This is a genomic window from Streptomyces sp. NPDC052301 (assembly GCF_044593395.1).
Lineage (GTDB): Bacteria > Actinomycetota > Actinomycetes > Streptomycetales > Streptomycetaceae > Streptomyces.
This window is the reverse complement of sequence record NZ_JBIUBE010000005.1, coordinates 517,911-534,947: the sequence shown is the minus strand read 5'-3', so window position 1 is coordinate 534,947 and position 17,037 is coordinate 517,911. Positions and strand designations below refer to the sequence as shown.

Genomic DNA, 17,037 nt, shown 5'->3' with positions numbered 1-17,037 from the left:
AGGCGCCGGGCGCAAGAGGGGCGAGCCGTTCGGGCCATCCGCCGCGCCGTTCCGGTGACGGAGGTGCGGCTCGCGAGCGAGCGGTCACGGCCGCGGGTACGACTCTTCACGGCGACGTCCGGAGCCAGGGGGAGATTCAAGAGGAGATCAGCGGTGTACGCAGCCGTAAGACGGTACGAGGGCGTGACCGACCCGGCCGAGGCCGGACGCCGGGTGAGCGAGGGCTTCGTACCGCTCGTCCGGGACATTCCGGGGCTCGTGGCCTACTACTGGGTCGACGCGGGCAACGGGGTCATGGTCTCCACCAGCATCTTCGAGAACGAGGCGGGCGCCTCGGAATCGATCAGGAGGGCGGCGGTCTTCGTACGCGACCACCTGGCACCCCTGCTCCCCAACCCGCCCCAGGTCATGTCCGGCCAGGTCGTGGCGTCCGCCTAGCGAGGAGCGAGGCAGCCCGTACCGGCCCGGCGAGGTGGTGTGTCCATGCGACTGTGCTCGTCCCTGTCCCTCTGTCTCGCCGCAGCCGCCGTCTGGGTGCCCGTGTCGGTGACCGACGCTTCCGCGGCGACCGGCGCCACCGCCTGCGCCGGCTCCGACGCGCGGGCCTTCCCGCTGGGCGCCCGGATCCGGGGCGGCCCCAAGGTCTACGAGGCGGGCGGCGGGTACGGCACCTGGTACATCGACCTCACCAACAAGACCCACCAGGCCTGCACCGGCATCCACCCGGTCGTCGTCCTCGCCGACGACAAGCACGCCCTCGAGCCGGACCAGCCCAAGCTGGACTTCTACGACGGCTCCCGGCCCCGGCCCGTCACCTTCGACACCACCGACGAGCAGGAACTGGTCGGCGTGCTGGACGCCCCCGGGTTCGGCGGGTTCACCGTGCCGGCCGGCAGGACCGTCAGCGTCAAGGTCAGGCTCATGCTCACCTCGGACGCCGTGGCCGACCAGGTCACCGCCAACGCCGCCGTCGTCCAGCGGCGCGGCGGCGACGGGGACTGGGTCGGGGAGTCCAACGCCTACCGGTTCGGGATCGGGGTGGAGCCGGACAACCGGACCGTGCCGCCCCCCGCGAGTCCGAACCCGAATCCGCAGGACACGCGGGACGCCGACGGCGGCGACGAGACCGGTCCTCCCACCGGTCCTTCCGGCATTCCGTCCGGCGCTCCCCAGCCGTCCGCGTCCGGCACCGCGGGCCCGAACCCCGTCCTGCCCGTCGCCGACGAGGCGGAGGCGGCCGGGGAGCGGGCCAGGGAACTGGCGCGCACCGGACCGCAGCTCGCCCGCGGCCTGCTCGCGGCCGCAGCCGCCGTGCTCGGGGTGGGCGGCGGCGCGTTCCTGCTGGCCCGCAGGCGCCGCTGAACGACGGGCCGCCGTGCGACACTTCCGGCCCCGTCTGCGACGATCCCTGCGTGGACTACCCGAACGACCAGGCCCCCGGCGCCCCCGTCCGCTCCGGCATCCCCGAGCACGGGCGCATCCCCAAGTACTACGCGGTGAAGGCGCGGATCGCCGCCCTGCTGGAGGAGCTGGGGGAGGACAGCCACATCCCCACCGAGCGTGACCTCGCCGAGCGGTACGACGTCGCGCGGGAGACCGTGCGGCAGGCCGTGCGGGAGCTGGTGCTGGAGGGGCGGCTGCGCAGGAAGGGCCGCGGAACCGTCGTCGCCGGGCCCAAGCTCGCCCAGCCGCTGTCCCTCGCCAGCTACACCGAGGGCGTGCGCCGACAGGGCCGTACACCCGGCCGGACCCTCGTCACCCTCGACCGCTTCCCCTGCCCGGACGCCCTCGCCGCCGAGACCGGGCTCACCCGGGGCGAGCCCGTCTGGCACCTGGAGCGGGTGCTGCTCGCCGACGACGAGCGGGTCGGCCTGGAGAGCACGTACGTCGCCGTCGCGCGCGTGCCCCGGCTGGACAGCGACTTCGACCCCGACTCCTCCTTCTACGGCTATCTCAAGGCCCAGGACATCGCCTTCGGGGACGCCGACGAGCGGGTCGAGACCGTGCTGGCCACCCCCCGCGAGGCGCTCCTCATCGGTACCCCGCCCGCCCTGCCGATGCTGTTGATCCACCGGATCTCCCGGGACACCGACGGCCGGCCGCTGGAGCGGGTGCGGTCGCTGTACCGGGGCGACCGCTTCTCCTTCACGGCCCACCTGCGCGGCTGAAGAACAAGCCCTTCGACCACAGATTGTTCATAACGAGAAGATAACGGGTCTAGCCCAAACGTGATGGGTCGTTCACGCTCGCGTTGTCAGCCGGATGTCTCCGGTTACCGAATCGCGAGGAGCGTTGCCGTCGTGAAAGTGACAGTCGTCGGAGCAGGCGTGGTGGGCACCATGCACGCCTGGCACGCAGTTCAACGCGGCCACCAGGTCGTCCAGATCGAGCGCGAGGCCGAGGCGCGGGGCGCCTCCCTGCGCAACTTCGGACAGATCTGGGTCAGTGGCCGCGCCGGTGGGGAAGAGCTGGAGACCGCGTTGCGGGCGCGCGAGCTGTGGGAGGGCATCGGCGCGCGCGTGCCGGCGCTGGGCTTCCGGGCGAACGGGTCCCTGACCCCCGTCCGCGGCCCCCTGGAGCTCGCCGTCGCCGAGGCCGCCGTCGCCCGCCCGGACGCCGCCGCCCGCGGCTACGAACTGCTCACCCCGGGCGAGGCCCGCGCCCTCAACCCCGCCCTGCGCGGTGACTTCACCGCCGCCCTGTACTGCGAGCGGGACGCGGCCGTGGAGCCGCGCACCGCCCAGTCGGCCCTGCGGGAAGAACTGCTCAAGTCCCCGGACTACACCTTCCTGCCGGGACGGGAGGTGCGCGAGGTGGTCGGCGCCGGGACCGTCCGGGACGACCACGGCGACGTGCACCGGGCCGACGCCGTCGTGCTGTGCACCGGTGCCTGGCTCGGCGGCCTGGTCCGCGAACTCGCCGGGCCGGATCTGCCCGTGCGCCGTGTGCGCCTCCAGATGATGCAGACCGACCCGCTGGGCGAGCGGCTGCCGACCTCGGTCGCCGACGCCGACAGCTTCCGCTACTACCCGGCGTACGCCTCCCCGGCCCTGGACCGGCTCAACGCCGGCCAGCCCCAGCCGGAGACCGCCGCCACGCACAAGATGCAGCTGCTCATGGTGCAGCGTGCCGACGGCGGCCTGACCATCGGCGACACCCACGAGTACGAGCACCCCTTCGCCTTCGACACCGTCGAGGAGCCGTACGAGCACCTCACCGGCGTCGTCGAGTCCCTCCTCGGCCGGCCGCTGCCGCGCATCCGGCACCGCTGGGCGGGCGTGTACGCGCAGTGCACCGACCCCGGCCGGGTCGTGCACCGACAGCAGGTGCGCGAGGGGGTGTGGCTGGTCACCGGGCCCGGCGGGCGCGGCATGACCTGCTCCCCCGCGATAGCCGAGACCACCGCGAACGAACTGGGCTGGTGAGCATCAGATGACCGACATCAGCGACGACATCCGTCTCGTCGTCCTCGACATGGCCGGTACGACCGTCGCCGACGGCGGACTGGTCGAGCGAGCCTTCGCCGCTGCCGCAGCCGAACTGGGCGTCGAGCCCGGCTCGGCGCAGCACGCCGAGCACCTCGCCTACGTCCGCGCCACCATGGGCGAGTCCAAGATCTCCGTCTTCCGGCACCTGTTCGGCGACGAGGAGCGGGCCCGACGCGCCAACACGACCTTCGAGAAGGCGTACGGCGAACTCGTCGACCAAGGCCTCGTCGCCCCCGTCCCCGGCGCCCGCGAGGCCGTCGAGGAGCTGGCCGGCAGCGGTCGCACCGTCGTCCTGACCACCGGGTTCGCCCGCGTCACCCAGGACGCCATCCTCGACGCCCTCGGCTGGCAGGACCTCGTCCCGCTCACCCTGTGCCCGGCCGACGCCGGCGGGCGCGGGCGGCCCTTCCCGGACATGGTCCTGGAGGCGTTCCTGCGCACCAAGGCCGCCGAGGACGTGACCCAGGTCGCCGTCGTCGGCGACACCTCCTACGACGTGCTCAGCGGCGTACGGGCGGGCGCCGGCATCGTCGCCGGCGTGCGCACCGGCGCCCACGGGGACGAGGAGTTCCGGGCCGCCGGGGCCACCCACGTCCTGGACTCCGTCACCGGCCTGCCCGCCCTGCTCACGGGAGCCCGGTGAGATGAGCATCCGCTTCGACTCCGTCACCGTCGCCTACGACGGCACCGTCGTCCTCGACTCGCTCGACCTGACCGTCGAGCCCGGCGAGGTCATGGCGCTGCTCGGGCCGTCCGGGTCCGGCAAGACCACCGCACTGCGGGCGGTCGCCGGATTCGTACGGCCCGTGTCCGGGCGGGTGCTTCTCGGCGGCCGGGACGTGACGGACCTGCCGCCGTACCGGCGGGGCATCGGCATGGTCGTCCAGAGCTACGCCCTCTTCCCGCACATGCGGGTCGACGACAACGTGGCCTTCGGGCTCAGGGCGCGCAGGACGGCCAGGAGCGAGATACGGCAGCGGGTGGCCGAGGCGCTGGAGATGACCGGCATGGCCGCCTACGCCCGCCGGCACCCGCGCGAGCTGTCCGGCGGGCAGCAGCAGCGGGTCGCCATCGCCCGCGCGCTCGCCATCCGGCCCGATGTGCTGCTCCTGGACGAGCCGCTGTCCGCGCTGGACGCCCAGCTGCGGTCCGGGATGCTGGCCGAACTGGCCCGGCTGCACCGGGAATTGCCGCACGTGTCGATGCTGTACGTCACCCACGACCAGGTCGAGGCGCTCACCCTGGCCGACCGGATCGCGGTCATGGACGCCGCACGGCTTCGGCAGTGCGGAACACCGCGCGAGCTGTACCGGGCGCCGGAGAGCGAGTTCACGGCCTCCTTCGTGGGCGGTGCGAATCTGCTGCCGGTGACCGTGGGGACCGGGGGAGTGGACTTCGCGGGCACGGCGCTGAAGGTCGACCCGGGCGATGCCGTCGCGGGGGCCCGGGCCACGTTGTGCGTACGGCCGCACCTGGTGGGACTGGGCGCCGGTCCCAACCAACTCGCGGGTGTCGTACGGGAGATCCAGTGGCGGGGGGCCACACACCGGCTGTACGTCGAGGTCGACGGGCACGCTGTCATGGCGGACGTGCGGGAGCTGAAGGACCCGCCTGCGCTCGGGGAGCCCGTCAGCCTGCATTTCACCGCCGAGGACGCGGTGCTGCTGCCGGCCGGAGTCACCCATGAATAGGCGTCTGCTGTGGGCCCTGCCCCCGACGGCCCTCCTCGCCCTCCTCTTCCTCTACCCGCTCGCCCTCGTCGTCCAGCAGTCGTTCCAGCCGGACAGCGGAGGTACCTCGCTCCAGCCGTACGCCGACGTGTTCGCCTCCCAGGCGTTCCGGCATGCGCTGTGGACCACCGTCTGGCTGGCCGTGGCGTCCACCGCCGGGTGCCTCGTGCTCGGCTTCCTGCTGTCGCTGGTCATCGCCTTCGTGCCCTTCCCCGGGGCGAAGGGGGTGGCACGGTTCATCGACGTGTACCTGTCCTTCCCGTCCTTCCTGATCACGCTGGCGCTGCTGTTCATCTACGGCACGACCGGCATCATCGGCTCGTTCCAGTTCCTGACCACCCCCTGGGGTGTGCTGCTGGCGGAGGTCACCTACTTCACGCCGTTCGTGATGCGGCCGCTGCTCGCCGCCTTCTCGCAGCTGGACACCGCACAGCTGGAGGCGGCCGGTTCGCTGGGGGCGCGGGCGCCGCGGATCGTGCGGCGGGTGATCCTGCCCGAGGCGCTGCCCGCGCTCGCGGCCGGCGGGAGCCTCGTCCTCGTGCTCTGCCTCAACGAGTTCGGGATCGTCCTGTTCACCGGAGCGAAAGGGGTCACCACCCTGCCGATGCTCGTCTACAGCAAGGCCATCCTGGAGTCCGACTACCCGGGTGCGTGCGTGGTCGCCGTCGTCAACGTCCTGATCTCCGTGGGGCTGTACAGCCTCTACCGGGTGGTGAGCCGTCGTGCTGGTGCATAGCCGCGCGGCCAGGTGGGCCGTGTGGGCGGTGTTCCTCGTCCTCTTCCTGCCCCTGTTCGCCCTGCCCCTCCTCGTCGTCCTCGGCGCCTCCTTCGCCACCCACTGGTCCGGGATGCTGCCCTCGGGCCTGACCACGGCCAACTACCGCTCCGCCACCCGCGGCGAGGCCCTGCAGGCGCTCACCACCAGCCTGCTCACGGCCACCGCCGCCAGCCTGCTCGCGCTGACCGTCGGCACCTGGGCCGCACTCGCCGGGGCAGCCCTGAGGACGCGGTACCGGAGGGTCATGGACGCCCTGTTCGTGCTGCCGGTCGCCGTGCCGTCGGTCGTCGTGGGCCTGTCGGTCCTCGTCGCCTTCTCCAAGCCGCCGATGCTGCTCAACGGCACCCGGTGGATCGTGATCCTCGCGCACACCGTGCTGGTCACCGCCTTCGCCCACCAGTCCGTGTCGGCGGCGATCACCCGCCTCGACCCGGCCTACGAACAGGCCGCCGCCTCTCTCGGCGCCCGCCCCTCCTACGTCCTGCTGCGGGTGCGGCTGCCCCTGCTGCTGCCCTCGCTGACCGCCGCCGCCGGCCTGTGCTTCGCCCTGTCCATGGGCGAGCTCAGCGCCACGATGATGCTCTACCCGCCCGACTGGACCCCGCTGCCCGTCCTGATCTACGCGGCCACCGACCGCGGCGCCCTGTTCACCGGCTCCGCCGTCGCCGTGGTGCTCATGGCCGCGACCCTGCTCGTCCTGTTCGCCGTCTCCCGGGTCCGCACCCGGGCGTCGTACCGCTGAACCCTCTTCCCCGAACCCCCTGAACATGCCAGGAGTTGGCCTCGCCATGCCCAGAAACCGCCTCGCGCTCGCCGTGACCGTCGCTCTCCTCGCCACCCCCGTGCTGTCCGCCTGCGGCTCCTCCTCCGCCGCCTCCGACGCCAAGGTCGTCACCGTCTACAGCGCCGACGGGCTGAAGGGCGAGAACGGCGACGGCTGGTACGACAAGGTCTTCGCCGACTTCACCAAGCAGACCGGCATCAAGGTCAAGTACGTCGAGGGGGGCTCCGGCGAGATGGTGCAGCGCGCCGTCCGCGAGAAGAGCAACCCGCAGGCCGACGTGCTGGTCACCCTCCCGCCCTTCATCCAGGAGGCCGACAGCAAGGGCCTGCTGCAGAAGTACGAGCCGAAGGACTCCGTCCAGGTCAGCGGCGCCGACAAGGCCACGGACGGCACCTGGACCGCCGTCGTCAACAACTACTTCGGCTTCGTCTACAACAAGAAGGAACTGAAGCAGGCCCCCAGGACCTGGGACGAGCTGCTCGGCTCGAAGTACAAGAACAAGCTGCAGTACTCCACCCCGGGTGTCGCCGGTGACGGCACCGCCGTGCTCATCAAGGCCATCCACGACTTCGGCGGCAAGGACGCCGCCCTCGCCTACCTGAAGAAGCTCCAGGCCAACAACGTCGGCCCGTCCGCCTCCACCGGCAAGCTCGCGCCCAAGGTCGACAAGGGAGAACTGCTCGTGGCCAACGGCGACGTGCAGATGAACTACGCCCAGTCCAAGACCCTGCCGAACCTGGGCATCTGGTTCCCGGCCGGCAAGGACGGCAAGCCGACCAGCTTCGCCCTGCCGTACGCGGCCGGCCTGGTCACCAAGGCCCCGCACAGCGAGAACGGCAGGAAGCTGCTCGACTTCATGCTCGCGCAGAAGCAGCAGCAGGAGGTCAGCGAGATCGGCGGAGGCTTCGCCGCCCGGCAGGACGTCAAGTCCACCGACGCCAACGCCGTCGCGCTCACCGAGCTGATGGACGGCGTCGACTTCTTCGAGCCCGACTGGAACGAGATCGACAAGAACCTCACGTCGTACGTCGAGGACTGGAAGTCGGCCACCGGCAGCTGAGTCCTCCGGGGTTCAGCCGCCCGGCCGGATCCGCCCCGCCGTTTCCGACCGACCCGCCGCCGTGGCCGGTCGCGCCCACGCGGCGGAGCCGCTTGCCGACACAGTCCCGCGCCCCCGGCGGGTTGCCCGCCCCGTCGTCTGTCCCGCACCGCCCCTGGTACCACCGGGGGCGTTGCCATGCCCACGCACGCCCATCCTCTCCGCCCTTCTTCCCGGAGGTCTCCGTGCCCCGCATGTCCCGCCGCACGTTCCTCGTCTCCGCCGCCGTCGTGGCAGCCACCGCCGGCCCGCTCGGGGCCGTCGCCCGCGCCGCCGCCCGCACGCCCAAGGTGCTGGTCATCGGCCTGGACGGCTGTCTGCTCAGCCGGATCAAGGACGCCGACGCGCCGAACCTGGACGCCCTGATGGCCGCCGGCCTCACCGCGCCCAGCAGCATCTACGCCAACCCGCTCGCGCCCACCCTCTCCGGCCCCGGCTGGTCCACGCTCATCACCGGTGTCTGGCCCGACAAGCACAACGTCAAGGACAACACCTTCACCGGCGCCCGCTTCGACCTGTACCCCGACTTCCTCACCCGCGCCGAGACCGCCGAGCCCGCCCTGAACACGTACGCCGTCTCCTCCTGGGCGCCGATCACCGACACCGTCTTCTCGGCGAAGGTCGACACCCGGGTCGCCACGCCGAGCGCCGAGTACGACACCGGCACCGCCTCCCGCGCGGTCGCCCGGCTGAGGGACACCGACCCGGACGCCGTCTTCGTCCAGCTGGACAACATCGACCACGCCGGCCACACCTACGGCGCCGCCTCCCAGCAGTACCTGGACGCCATCCACGGCGCCGACGCCCAGGTCGGGCAGATGGTGGCCGCGGTCGAGGGCCGGCCGACGTACGGGTCCGAGGACTGGCTGATCATGGTCACCGCCGACCACGGCCACACCGACCCCGGCGGCCACGGCGGCTCCACGCTGCAGGAACGCCAGACCTTCCTCATCGCCACCGGGCCGGCCCTCGCGGCCGGTTCGGTCCGGTACGACGTGAAGATGCCGGACGTCGCCGCCTCCGCCCTCGCCCACCTCGGCATCGCCCTCGACCCGGCCTGGGGCCTGGACGGCCGGCCCGTGCAGCAGCCGAGCCCCGACGACTTCGACGCCCTGCGCGGCCGGTTGCAGAGCCGCGTCGACGAGACCGGCATCCCCGCGGCGGTCCTGGGCTTCACGCACACCCCGCCCGCCGGCTGGTCCGTCGACAACTCCGCCATGGGCACCGGCGGGGTCACCGAGTGGCGCGGCTGGTCCTTCACCACCGACGAGTTCTGGACCCAGGCGCAGCGCGACCAGAACCGCGAGTGCAACGTCCGCGCCCGGAACGTCTTCGCGGTCGCCGACGGCGACGAGTGGAGCGACAAGGCGCTCACCGGCGGCTTCGACTCCACCCTCGTCAGCCCCGCCTACCCGGTGACCGGAGGCCGTACGGCGACCCTGACGTACACCACCTACTACCGGCAGGAGTCCCCGCAGAAGGGCGAGGTCCTCGTCTCCTACGACGGCGGCACCCCGGTGAGCGTCAAGACCTACACCGCCGACGTGCCCTCCCGCACCGAGACCGTCACCCTCCAGGTCCCGGCCGGTGCGACCAGCGCCCGGGTCCGCTTCCGCTACACCGGAGGCAACAACTGGTACTGGGTGATCGACGGGGTACGGATCAGCCAGGCCTGACTAGGCTGGGGGCGTCGGTACGCCGTGGTTCCGGCGCCCCCGCTTTCTGACCGTACGTACGCCAGGAGACGCACAACATGGCAGACCGCAAGCCCATCGAGTCGTGGCTCACCGACATGGACGGGGTCCTGATCCACGAGGGCGTGCCGATCCCCGGTGCCGACGCCTTCCTGAAGAAGCTGCGCGAGTCCGGCCGGCCCTTCCTGGTCCTCACCAACAACTCCATCTACACCGCCCGTGACCTGCACGCCCGGCTGCGGCGGATGGGTCTGGACGTGCCCGAGGAGAACATCTGGACCTCGGCCCTGGCCACCGCCCAGTTCCTCGACGACCAGCGGCCCGGCGGCAGCGCCTATGTCATCGGCGAGGCAGGCCTGACCACGGCGCTGCACGACATCGGTTACATCCTCACCGACCACGCTCCCGACTTCGTGATACTGGGCGAGACCCGCACCTACTCCTTCGAGGCGCTCACCAAGGCCGTCCGGCTGATCAACAACGGCGCCCGGTTCATCGCCACCAACCCCGACAACGTCGGCCCGTCCACCGAGGGCGACCTGCCCGCCACCGGCTCGGTCGCCGCCCTGATCACCGCCGCGACCGGCAAGAAGCCGTACTTCGTCGGCAAGCCGAACCCGCTGATGATGCGGGCCGGGCTGAACGCGATCGGGGCCCACTCCGAGACCTCCGCGATGATCGGCGACCGCATGGACACCGACGTGCTCGCGGGTCTGGAGGCCGGTATGCGCACGTTCCTGGTGCTCAGCGGCGTGACCCAGCCGAAGGACGTCGACCGGTACCCCTTCAGGCCGTCGCAGGTCGCCGATTCCATCGCGGACCTCGTCGACCTGGTCTGACCCCGCCCGGCCCCGCTGACCTGGGGCTCTTCAATCGGCGTCCACCCATATGGAGCAATCGGGCGCCCTCCGAGGATGCGAGGGCGCCCGTGGCGGGGGAGCCTCCTGGTACTGGAGGTTCACGATGGGCTCACTACGCCTCACTGTCTGTACCGGAATCCTGGCCGCGGCCGTCCTCACCCCGGCGGCCCACGCGGCCGACGGCGGCTCCGTCTCCGTGACACCCGCCGTCCCGGCGCCCGGCTCCGACGTGTCCCTGCACGTCAACGGCTGCCCCGGGAAGCTGGGCACCGCCGTCTCGCGGGCCTTCGTCTCCGACGCCTCGCTGACCGGCACCCAGGGCGCCCTGGCCGGCGAGACCCGTGTGCGCTCCTCCCTCGCGCCGGGCACCTACGACGTGCAGATCAGCTGCGGCGACTACGTGGTCACCGGCCGGGTCACCGTGGGCGGCAGCGGATCCGGGCAGTCCGGCGAGCCCACCGGGTCCCACGCCTCGCCCGTCGCCCCGGTCCCGGCGGGCGGCGGCGGCACCGCGCACTTCGCCACCGTGGCCACCAGTGGATCGGGCCCCGACACCGCCCAGGCGGTGACGGGCCTGGCGCTCGCCGGAGTCGCCGCGGCCGTCTTCGGTCTCCGCGCCCGCCGGAGCCGCGGAACGCGCTGAAGGCCGGCATGACCGACGACCGTGAACGCGCCGGCGGCGATCGGCTCCTCACCGTCCTCGCCTGGACGCTGCTGCTGCTCGGGCTGTGGCTGTGGGGGCGCGGAGTGAGCGACGGAGCGCAGGGCACGGACGGACCCGCCACCGGCGGCCTGTTCGCCGCCGGCCGGCCCACCGACCCCGCCGTGCTGCCGCCCGCGGCGAAGCCGCTGGGCGACGCAACTCCCCAGCGCATCGACATCCCCGAACTCGCCGTGCAGGCGCCCGTGGTCACCCGTGGACTGGACGCCCGGGGCGCCGTCGACCCGCCGCCCTTCGACCAGCCGGGCGTGGTCGGCTGGTACGGCTCGGGCCCCAAGCCCGGTGCCGTGGGAGCGGCGCTGATGGTGGGGCACGTCGACACCGCTACCCGGCCCGCCGTCTTCTACAAGCTCAGCACGGTCCGACCCGGCGAGACGGTCCGGGTGGTCCGCTCGGACGGCACGGTCGCCGAGTTCACCGTCGACGACGTCCGGGTCCTGCCCCGCAGCGGCTTCGACGCCCACCAGGCCTACGGCCCCCACCGGCCCGGCCGCGCCGAACTCCGCCTGATCACCTGCGGCGGCACCTTCGACCGTGCCACCCGCAGCTACACGGCCAACGTCGTGGTCTCCGCCTACCTCACCGGAACCGCCCGCTGACACCCGCACGCGCTGCCGTGCGACCTCGTGGCGGACGGGCCGGATATGCCACGATTGGTACCCGGACCACAGTGCCCAGGGGGAATCGCATGTACGACAGCAGGGGGGCCCGGTCGTCCGCGCGTGCGTCGGCGGCGGTGATGCTGGGGGCGGCACTGCTGCTCGCCGGATGCTCCTCCGGCGGGTCCGGCGGGTCCGGCGGGGACAACGACGCGGACCCGTCGGTCCGGATCACCCAACAGCCCAAGTCCGCCGACCCGTTCTGGGTGAACCCGGACGGCACCGCGGCCCGCCGGTTCGCCGCCTACACCAAGGCCGGCAGGAAGACCGAGGCCGAGCAGATCCGGAAGATCGCCGAACAGCCGATGGGGGAGTGGATCGGCGCGGAGAACCCGGAGCAGGAGGCGCGCGGCTTCACCGAGGCCGCCGAGAGGTCCGACCGCACGGCCCTGCTCGTCCTCTACAACATCCCGCACCGCGACTGCGGCCAGTACTCCCGGGGCGGTGCCGCCGACGGCGACGCCTACCGGGCCTGGGTCGACGCCGTCGCCCGGGGCATCGGGGATCGCGCCGCGATCGTGATCGTCGAACCTGACGCGGTGTTCCACCTCGCCGACGGCTGCACCCCGGACCGGTTCCAGGAGGAGCGCTACGACCTCCTCAGGGGCGCGGTCGCCACGCTCAAGTCCCTGAAGGGCACCAAGGTCTACCTGGACGCGGGCAACGCCGGCTGGAGCCGTCCCGACCAGATCCTCCAGCCCCTGAAGCAGGCCGGTATCGACCAGGCCGACGGCTTCTCCGTCAACGTCTCCAACTTCTACTCCACCCAGGACTCCCTCGCCTACGGCAAGCAGCTCTCGGCCCGGGTGGGCGGCAAACACTTCGTGATCGACACCAGCCGCAACGGCAACGGCCCCTACACCTCCGGCGACCCGGCCCAGCGCTGGTGCAATCCGCCGGGCCGGGCCCTCGGAGAGACCCCGACGACCAGGACGGCCGACCCCCTGGTGGACGCCTACCTGTGGATCAAACGCCCGGGGGAGTCGGACGGCACGTGCAGGGGGGGTCCGAAGGCGGGGGAGTGGTGGGCCGGTTACGCCCTTGCCCTCGCCCGGAACAGCAGGTGACTACGGCACCTTCACCCACCGCGCCTTGCTGGGCGTCCCCTGGTCGTCGTCCACGAACAGCATGTACCAGCCCGACGGCACCAGATTCCGGTTCCTGGGGACGGTCACCGTGATCTCGTCCCCGGCCGTCCTGAAGTCCAGGGCGATCGACCGCTGGTCGACGTCCGTCACATGTGTCGAGGCGCTCGGCCGGATCAGCCGCACCTTCTTGATCCCGGCCGCGTGCCGCGACGTGAACGTGCCCGAGGCCCCCCGCGCGATCGTCCCCGGTCCCCCGCTCAACTCCGGCCGGGAGTCCCGGTACAGGTACGGCGGCGTGTAGATCTCGATCCGCTGCTCGAACTTCCCCGGCTTCGTGTTCGCCTTGTCCCCGTACAGCGAGTCGGACCCGAAGAACATCACCCGCCCGTCCGGCAGCAGGATCGACCCGGAGTGGTAGTTCCGGCCCACCAGCGGATCGGCGACGCGGGTGAAGCTGTCGCTGTCGGGGTGGTACAGGCGCGCCTGCAGGATGTCGGAGTCACCGCGCCCCCGGTAGTCCTCCGAGCCGCCGGACACCAGGACCGTGTCGTCGGGCAGGACCGAGGACTGCGGATACCGGGTGCCCTTCTCCAGCTCGGGCCCGTCCACGAACTCCGGGTGCGTGGCCTTGAGGTCGATCAGCCGGGTCCGCCTGCTCGACCGCGGTGACTCGCCGACGCCGCCGCCCCCGATCACCATGAACTTCTCGTCCTGCGCCGGAGGCAGCAGCACGGTCCCGGAGGTCTCCATCAGGTTCGGATCGCTCAGCCCGGGCAGCTCGGTGAACGTGTTGGTGCCGACGTCCCAGACACCCGGGTCCCGGCCCACGTCGTCCGGTCCGTACCCCGCGTTGGAACCCGAGTAGAAGATCTTCCCGTTCTGCATCAGGAACAGCGCCGGGTACGTCGGGAACTGCCGGACCTTCCGGGTGTACGTCCACTTCCCGGTCTTCGGGTCGAAGATCTCGTTCTTGCCCGGCACCAGCTGGCCGATGTCGTCGAGTCCGGAGACGCTGAGGATCCTGCCGTCCGACAGGGTGGTGAGCGTCGGGTACCAGCGGGCCTCGTTCATCGGGTCGACCTTGACGTACCGCTCGGCGACCGGGTCGAACTCGTAGGCGTCGCGGATGCCCTGGAAGTCCTTCTTGTCGAGGGCGAGCTTCTGCGCGATGCCGTACGTGTTGCGGGCGTCGGCGCCGGTCAGGCCCTGGACCCGGTAGTTGTCCTGGGTGCCGGTCTCGTACCGGGTGCCGCTTCGCCGCGCCTCGACGTAGATGCGCCCGAGTCCCGGGTCGTTGCGCAGGAACGCGCCGGTCTTCGGGTCGAAGACCTTCTTCGCCCGCGGGACGAGCACCGGGTCCTTCGACACGAACGTCTTGCCGTTGGCCCTGCCGGTGAACCCGGTGCCGGCGGGCAGCGTGATCGGCTTGTCCGGGTTCTCGTTGTGGACGATCATCAGGCCGCCGGCCTTGGTGACGTCACCCTTGAGCTTCTCGTACCGCTTCGTGCCGCCCGCGATCAGCAGGTTGCCGTCGGCGAGCTGGGTGTGGCCGGTGCAGAACAGGTCGTTGGGCGTGGGGATCTTCTTGATCGTGCCCTTGACCGGGTCCCAGACCCGGGTGTCGAACTTCTTCCTGTCGAAGTTGTCCTGGTTGTTTCCCGAGCCGGCGACCAGCAGCACCTTGCCGGTGTGCAGGAGCGCCGCGTGGATGGTGTCCTGGCGGTACTCCGGCGGGAACTCGACGATGTCCCAGTGGCCGTTCCCGGCCTTGTACTCGGGTCTGTTGATCTTGTACTGGTGGTACTGCGCGGCGCCGAAGCGGTACACCCACGGCCCGTTCGTACCGGCCAGCGCGAGGACCACCGCCGTCCCGATCGCGAGCCTGCGGGCACGGCGGTGGCCGGCCTGGACCTTCATTCCTTACGTCCCCCCAGCCCGCCCAGGGCGATCTTCATGGTCGGCCCGTTCTCCCCGGCCGGGTCCGTGTGCGCGGGGGCCGCCCAGGTGGGCCGCTGCTGCGGGACGTGGGTCGCCACGTACCCCGCGGGGACCGCGTCCTGTGGTTCGGGCGCCGGGGCCGCCGGCTTCGGCTTCCTCTTCTCCTGCCGGAGCGTGTACCGCCAGGCGAGGATCGGCGAAGCGGTGATCAGCAGCGCGAAGCACGCCCAGATGATCATCGCGGGGTGGGAGTGCCCGAACGCGAAGCCGGCGGCGAGCGAGCCGGCGAAGACCAGGATGAAGAACCAGTGGATCCGGAAGGTCCCGAACAGCGTGTCGGGGCTGGCCGACTCGCCCTTGGGCGTGACCACGAACCTGCTCTTCCGGCGCAGCACCGCGTCCATCAGCGAGCGGGCGTACACCGGTGCGGACAGGGCCGACATCACCATGCCCGCGACTCCGCCGGAGCCCTCCGGCTCGTGCGGGGAGACGTTGTGCCGGCGGTTCCAGATGTACAGGCCGATCTGGAGCGCCGAGGCGTTGCCGTACAGCATCAGCCACACGGTGGGGTCGATGTTCACACCCGAGGCGCCCACGCCCAGGAACAGCGCGCAGCTCAGCGCCGCGAGGATCCAGTTCAGGGCGGACATCGGGTAGAAGATGATCATCATGGTGTAGTTGAAGAGCTTGCCGGGCGGCAGCGTGAAGAAGCCCTTCCAGTACTGCTTGAGGATCGTCTCGTACGTGCCCCGGGACCACCGCAGCTGCTGGGTGAAGAAGTCGGTCCAGGCGTTCGGGCCCTCACCGACGGCGAGCACGTCCGGGGTGTAGACGGACTTCCACTTCCTCCCGGTCGCCGGATTCTTGGTGCGATGCATCTCGAAACCGGTCGCCATGTCCTCGGTGATCGAGTCGTACAGGCCGCCGATCTGCTTGAGCGCCGTGATCCGTACGGCGTTGGAGGTGCCGACGAACATCGGGGCGCCGTAGCGGTTGCCGGCGCGCTGGATCAGGGCGTGGAAGAGGAACTGCTGGGACTCGGCGGCCTTGGTGACGAACGTGTCGTAGTTGCCGTAGACCTGCGGGCCGATCACGAAGCCCACGTCCGGGTCGCGGAAGTAACCCAGCATGCGTTCCAGGTAGTTGGGCAGCGGGACGTGGTCGGTGTCGACGGAGGCGAAGAAGTCGTAACCGTCGCCGTGCGCCTCCAGCCAGGCGTTGTAGTTGCCGTGCTTGGTCCTGGCGCGGTGCGGGCCCTTGGGCCGGTTCCACTTCGCCACGCCCTTGCGGGAGAAGTGGTGCACGCCGAGCCGGGCGCAGACCTCCTTGACGGCCGGGTCGTCGCCCTCGTCCAGCAGCCACACGTGCAGCAGACCCCGGTGACGGAGCCGCACCGCCGCCTCCAGGGTCTTCGTGACCATCTCCAGCGGCTCCTTGCCGGGCACGAAGGAGGTCAGGAAGGCGACGCGGGTGCCGGTCTCCGGGACCACCGGGACCGGGTCGCGGGCGACGAGCGTGGCGTGCGCGTTGGACAGCACGTTCATGCAGCGGAAGGACTCGATCAGGCCGATCGAGACGAGCATGACGGTGTCGAGGGCCGGCAGGAGGTCGAAGGCCGGGTAGTCGCGTTCGGTCCAGTGCCCCGGCTGGAGCAGCCAGAACAGCAGCACCAGCGAGAGCACCGGGGCCGCGCCCAGCATGAGGGCGGCCCGGACGCGGTGCGGCTCCTGCGAGAGCAGCGACCGGTACTGCACTCTGTAGGGCCTGGTCGGGTCGGGCTGGGTGAGCGGGCCCGCGAGCCGGCTGTAGTGCTCGTAGTCGTATCTCGGCAGGCTCTTCCTGATCCGGCGGAACTGGCCCGTCCGGTGGCTGACCGCCCTCGACCGTGTGGTCTGTGTCGGGTCGTCGTGAGCGTGGCTCCGCCCGGCGCCCTTCGGCGTCGACGTCATGAGTCATTCCCCCAGCACGCAGGTCACCGCGTGTTTCGTCGGTCCTTCCCGCCCGGCCGGCTCCCCTCGGCCCGCGCGTGCGGAGTCGGTGTCGGGCCGCAGTCACCACGTCGTCCTCACCCTCGTGACATAGGACGGCGACCTTCCGGTTGCATAGATGCCCCCCTCGGCACCGATTCATGAGCGGGGCCCCCTCCCCGCCGGTGCGCAACCGGTCTCTTCCCCCCAACTGCAGTCAAACGGCGGCAG

Annotated in this window: 16 protein-coding genes; 14 read left to right on the top strand and 2 right to left on the bottom strand. The window is 71.4% G+C overall.

Annotated features, from left to right (window positions below):
* Positions 1-153: 153 nt before the first annotated feature.
* The 14 genes from ACIHEJ_RS16895 (at position 154) to ACIHEJ_RS16830 (ending at position 12,880) form a co-directional block, all read left to right on the top strand.
* Entirely contained in the window at positions 154-438 is a 285-nt protein-coding gene (locus tag ACIHEJ_RS16895) for a hypothetical protein (protein WP_366010077.1), read from the top strand.
* A gap of 45 nt (positions 439-483) precedes the next feature.
* Positions 484-1,362: a hypothetical protein gene (locus ACIHEJ_RS16890; protein WP_400135726.1), complete on the top strand. Its 879-nt coding sequence runs from the start codon at positions 484-486 to the stop codon at positions 1,360-1,362.
* Between the two features lie 50 nt (positions 1,363-1,412).
* A complete protein-coding gene (locus ACIHEJ_RS16885) occupies positions 1,413-2,168 on the top strand; it encodes a GntR family transcriptional regulator (RefSeq protein WP_400135723.1) in 756 nt (251 codons plus the stop codon).
* A 132-nt stretch (positions 2,169-2,300) separates the two neighbouring features.
* The gene (locus ACIHEJ_RS16880) at positions 2,301-3,425 is read left to right on the top strand and encodes a TIGR03364 family FAD-dependent oxidoreductase (RefSeq protein WP_400135720.1); all 1,125 of its coding nucleotides are present in this window, start codon (positions 2,301-2,303) and stop codon (positions 3,423-3,425) included.
* A 7-nt stretch (positions 3,426-3,432) separates the two neighbouring features.
* The gene (locus ACIHEJ_RS16875; protein WP_400135717.1) at positions 3,433-4,131 is read left to right on the top strand and encodes a phosphonatase-like hydrolase; all 699 of its coding nucleotides are present in this window, start codon (positions 3,433-3,435) and stop codon (positions 4,129-4,131) included.
* A gap of 1 nt (position 4,132) precedes the next feature.
* Positions 4,133-5,179, top strand: a complete 1,047-nt coding sequence (locus tag ACIHEJ_RS16870) for an ABC transporter ATP-binding protein (protein WP_400135715.1) — start codon at positions 4,133-4,135, stop codon at positions 5,177-5,179.
* Positions 5,172-5,954, top strand: a complete 783-nt coding sequence (locus ACIHEJ_RS16865) for a 2-aminoethylphosphonate ABC transporter permease subunit (protein WP_400135713.1) — start codon at positions 5,172-5,174, stop codon at positions 5,952-5,954. Before ACIHEJ_RS16870 ends, ACIHEJ_RS16865 begins: the two co-directional genes overlap by 8 nt.
* Positions 5,941-6,738: an ABC transporter permease gene (locus tag ACIHEJ_RS16860; protein ID WP_400135711.1), complete on the top strand. Its 798-nt coding sequence runs from the start codon at positions 5,941-5,943 to the stop codon at positions 6,736-6,738. Before ACIHEJ_RS16865 ends, ACIHEJ_RS16860 begins: the two co-directional genes overlap by 14 nt.
* Before the next feature lie 46 nt (positions 6,739-6,784).
* A complete protein-coding gene (locus tag ACIHEJ_RS16855; RefSeq protein WP_400135708.1) occupies positions 6,785-7,840 on the top strand; it encodes a 2-aminoethylphosphonate ABC transporter substrate-binding protein in 1,056 nt (351 codons plus the stop codon).
* A 233-nt stretch (positions 7,841-8,073) separates the two neighbouring features.
* A complete protein-coding gene (locus tag ACIHEJ_RS16850) occupies positions 8,074-9,555 on the top strand; it encodes an alkaline phosphatase family protein (RefSeq protein ID WP_400135705.1) in 1,482 nt (493 codons plus the stop codon).
* Positions 9,556-9,632: 77 nt separating this feature from the next.
* Complete coding sequence (locus tag ACIHEJ_RS16845) at positions 9,633-10,412, top strand: HAD-IIA family hydrolase (protein ID WP_400135702.1); 780 nt, start codon at positions 9,633-9,635, stop codon at positions 10,410-10,412.
* Between the two features lie 124 nt (positions 10,413-10,536).
* Positions 10,537-11,076, top strand: coding sequence for a hypothetical protein (locus tag ACIHEJ_RS16840; protein ID WP_400135699.1), 540 nt, complete (start codon positions 10,537-10,539; stop codon positions 11,074-11,076).
* 8 nt (positions 11,077-11,084) lie between these two features.
* Complete coding sequence (locus ACIHEJ_RS16835; RefSeq protein ID WP_400135696.1) at positions 11,085-11,753, top strand: class F sortase; 669 nt, start codon at positions 11,085-11,087, stop codon at positions 11,751-11,753.
* An 89-nt stretch (positions 11,754-11,842) separates the two neighbouring features.
* Positions 11,843-12,880, top strand: a complete 1,038-nt coding sequence (locus ACIHEJ_RS16830) for a glycoside hydrolase family 6 protein (protein ID WP_400135694.1) — start codon at positions 11,843-11,845, stop codon at positions 12,878-12,880.
* Here ACIHEJ_RS16830 and ACIHEJ_RS16825 read toward each other — a convergent pair whose 3' ends face one another.
* Together ACIHEJ_RS16825 and ACIHEJ_RS16820 are read right to left on the bottom strand one after the other, a co-directional pair.
* The gene (locus ACIHEJ_RS16825) at positions 12,881-14,818 is read right to left on the bottom strand and encodes a galactose oxidase-like domain-containing protein (protein ID WP_400135692.1); all 1,938 of its coding nucleotides are present in this window, start codon (positions 14,816-14,818) and stop codon (positions 12,881-12,883) included.
* Complete coding sequence (locus ACIHEJ_RS16820; RefSeq protein ID WP_400135689.1) at positions 14,815-16,788, bottom strand: glycosyltransferase family 2 protein; 1,974 nt, start codon at positions 16,786-16,788, stop codon at positions 14,815-14,817. Before ACIHEJ_RS16820 ends, ACIHEJ_RS16825 begins: the two co-directional genes overlap by 4 nt.
* Between the last annotated feature and the right edge of the window lie 249 nt (positions 16,789-17,037).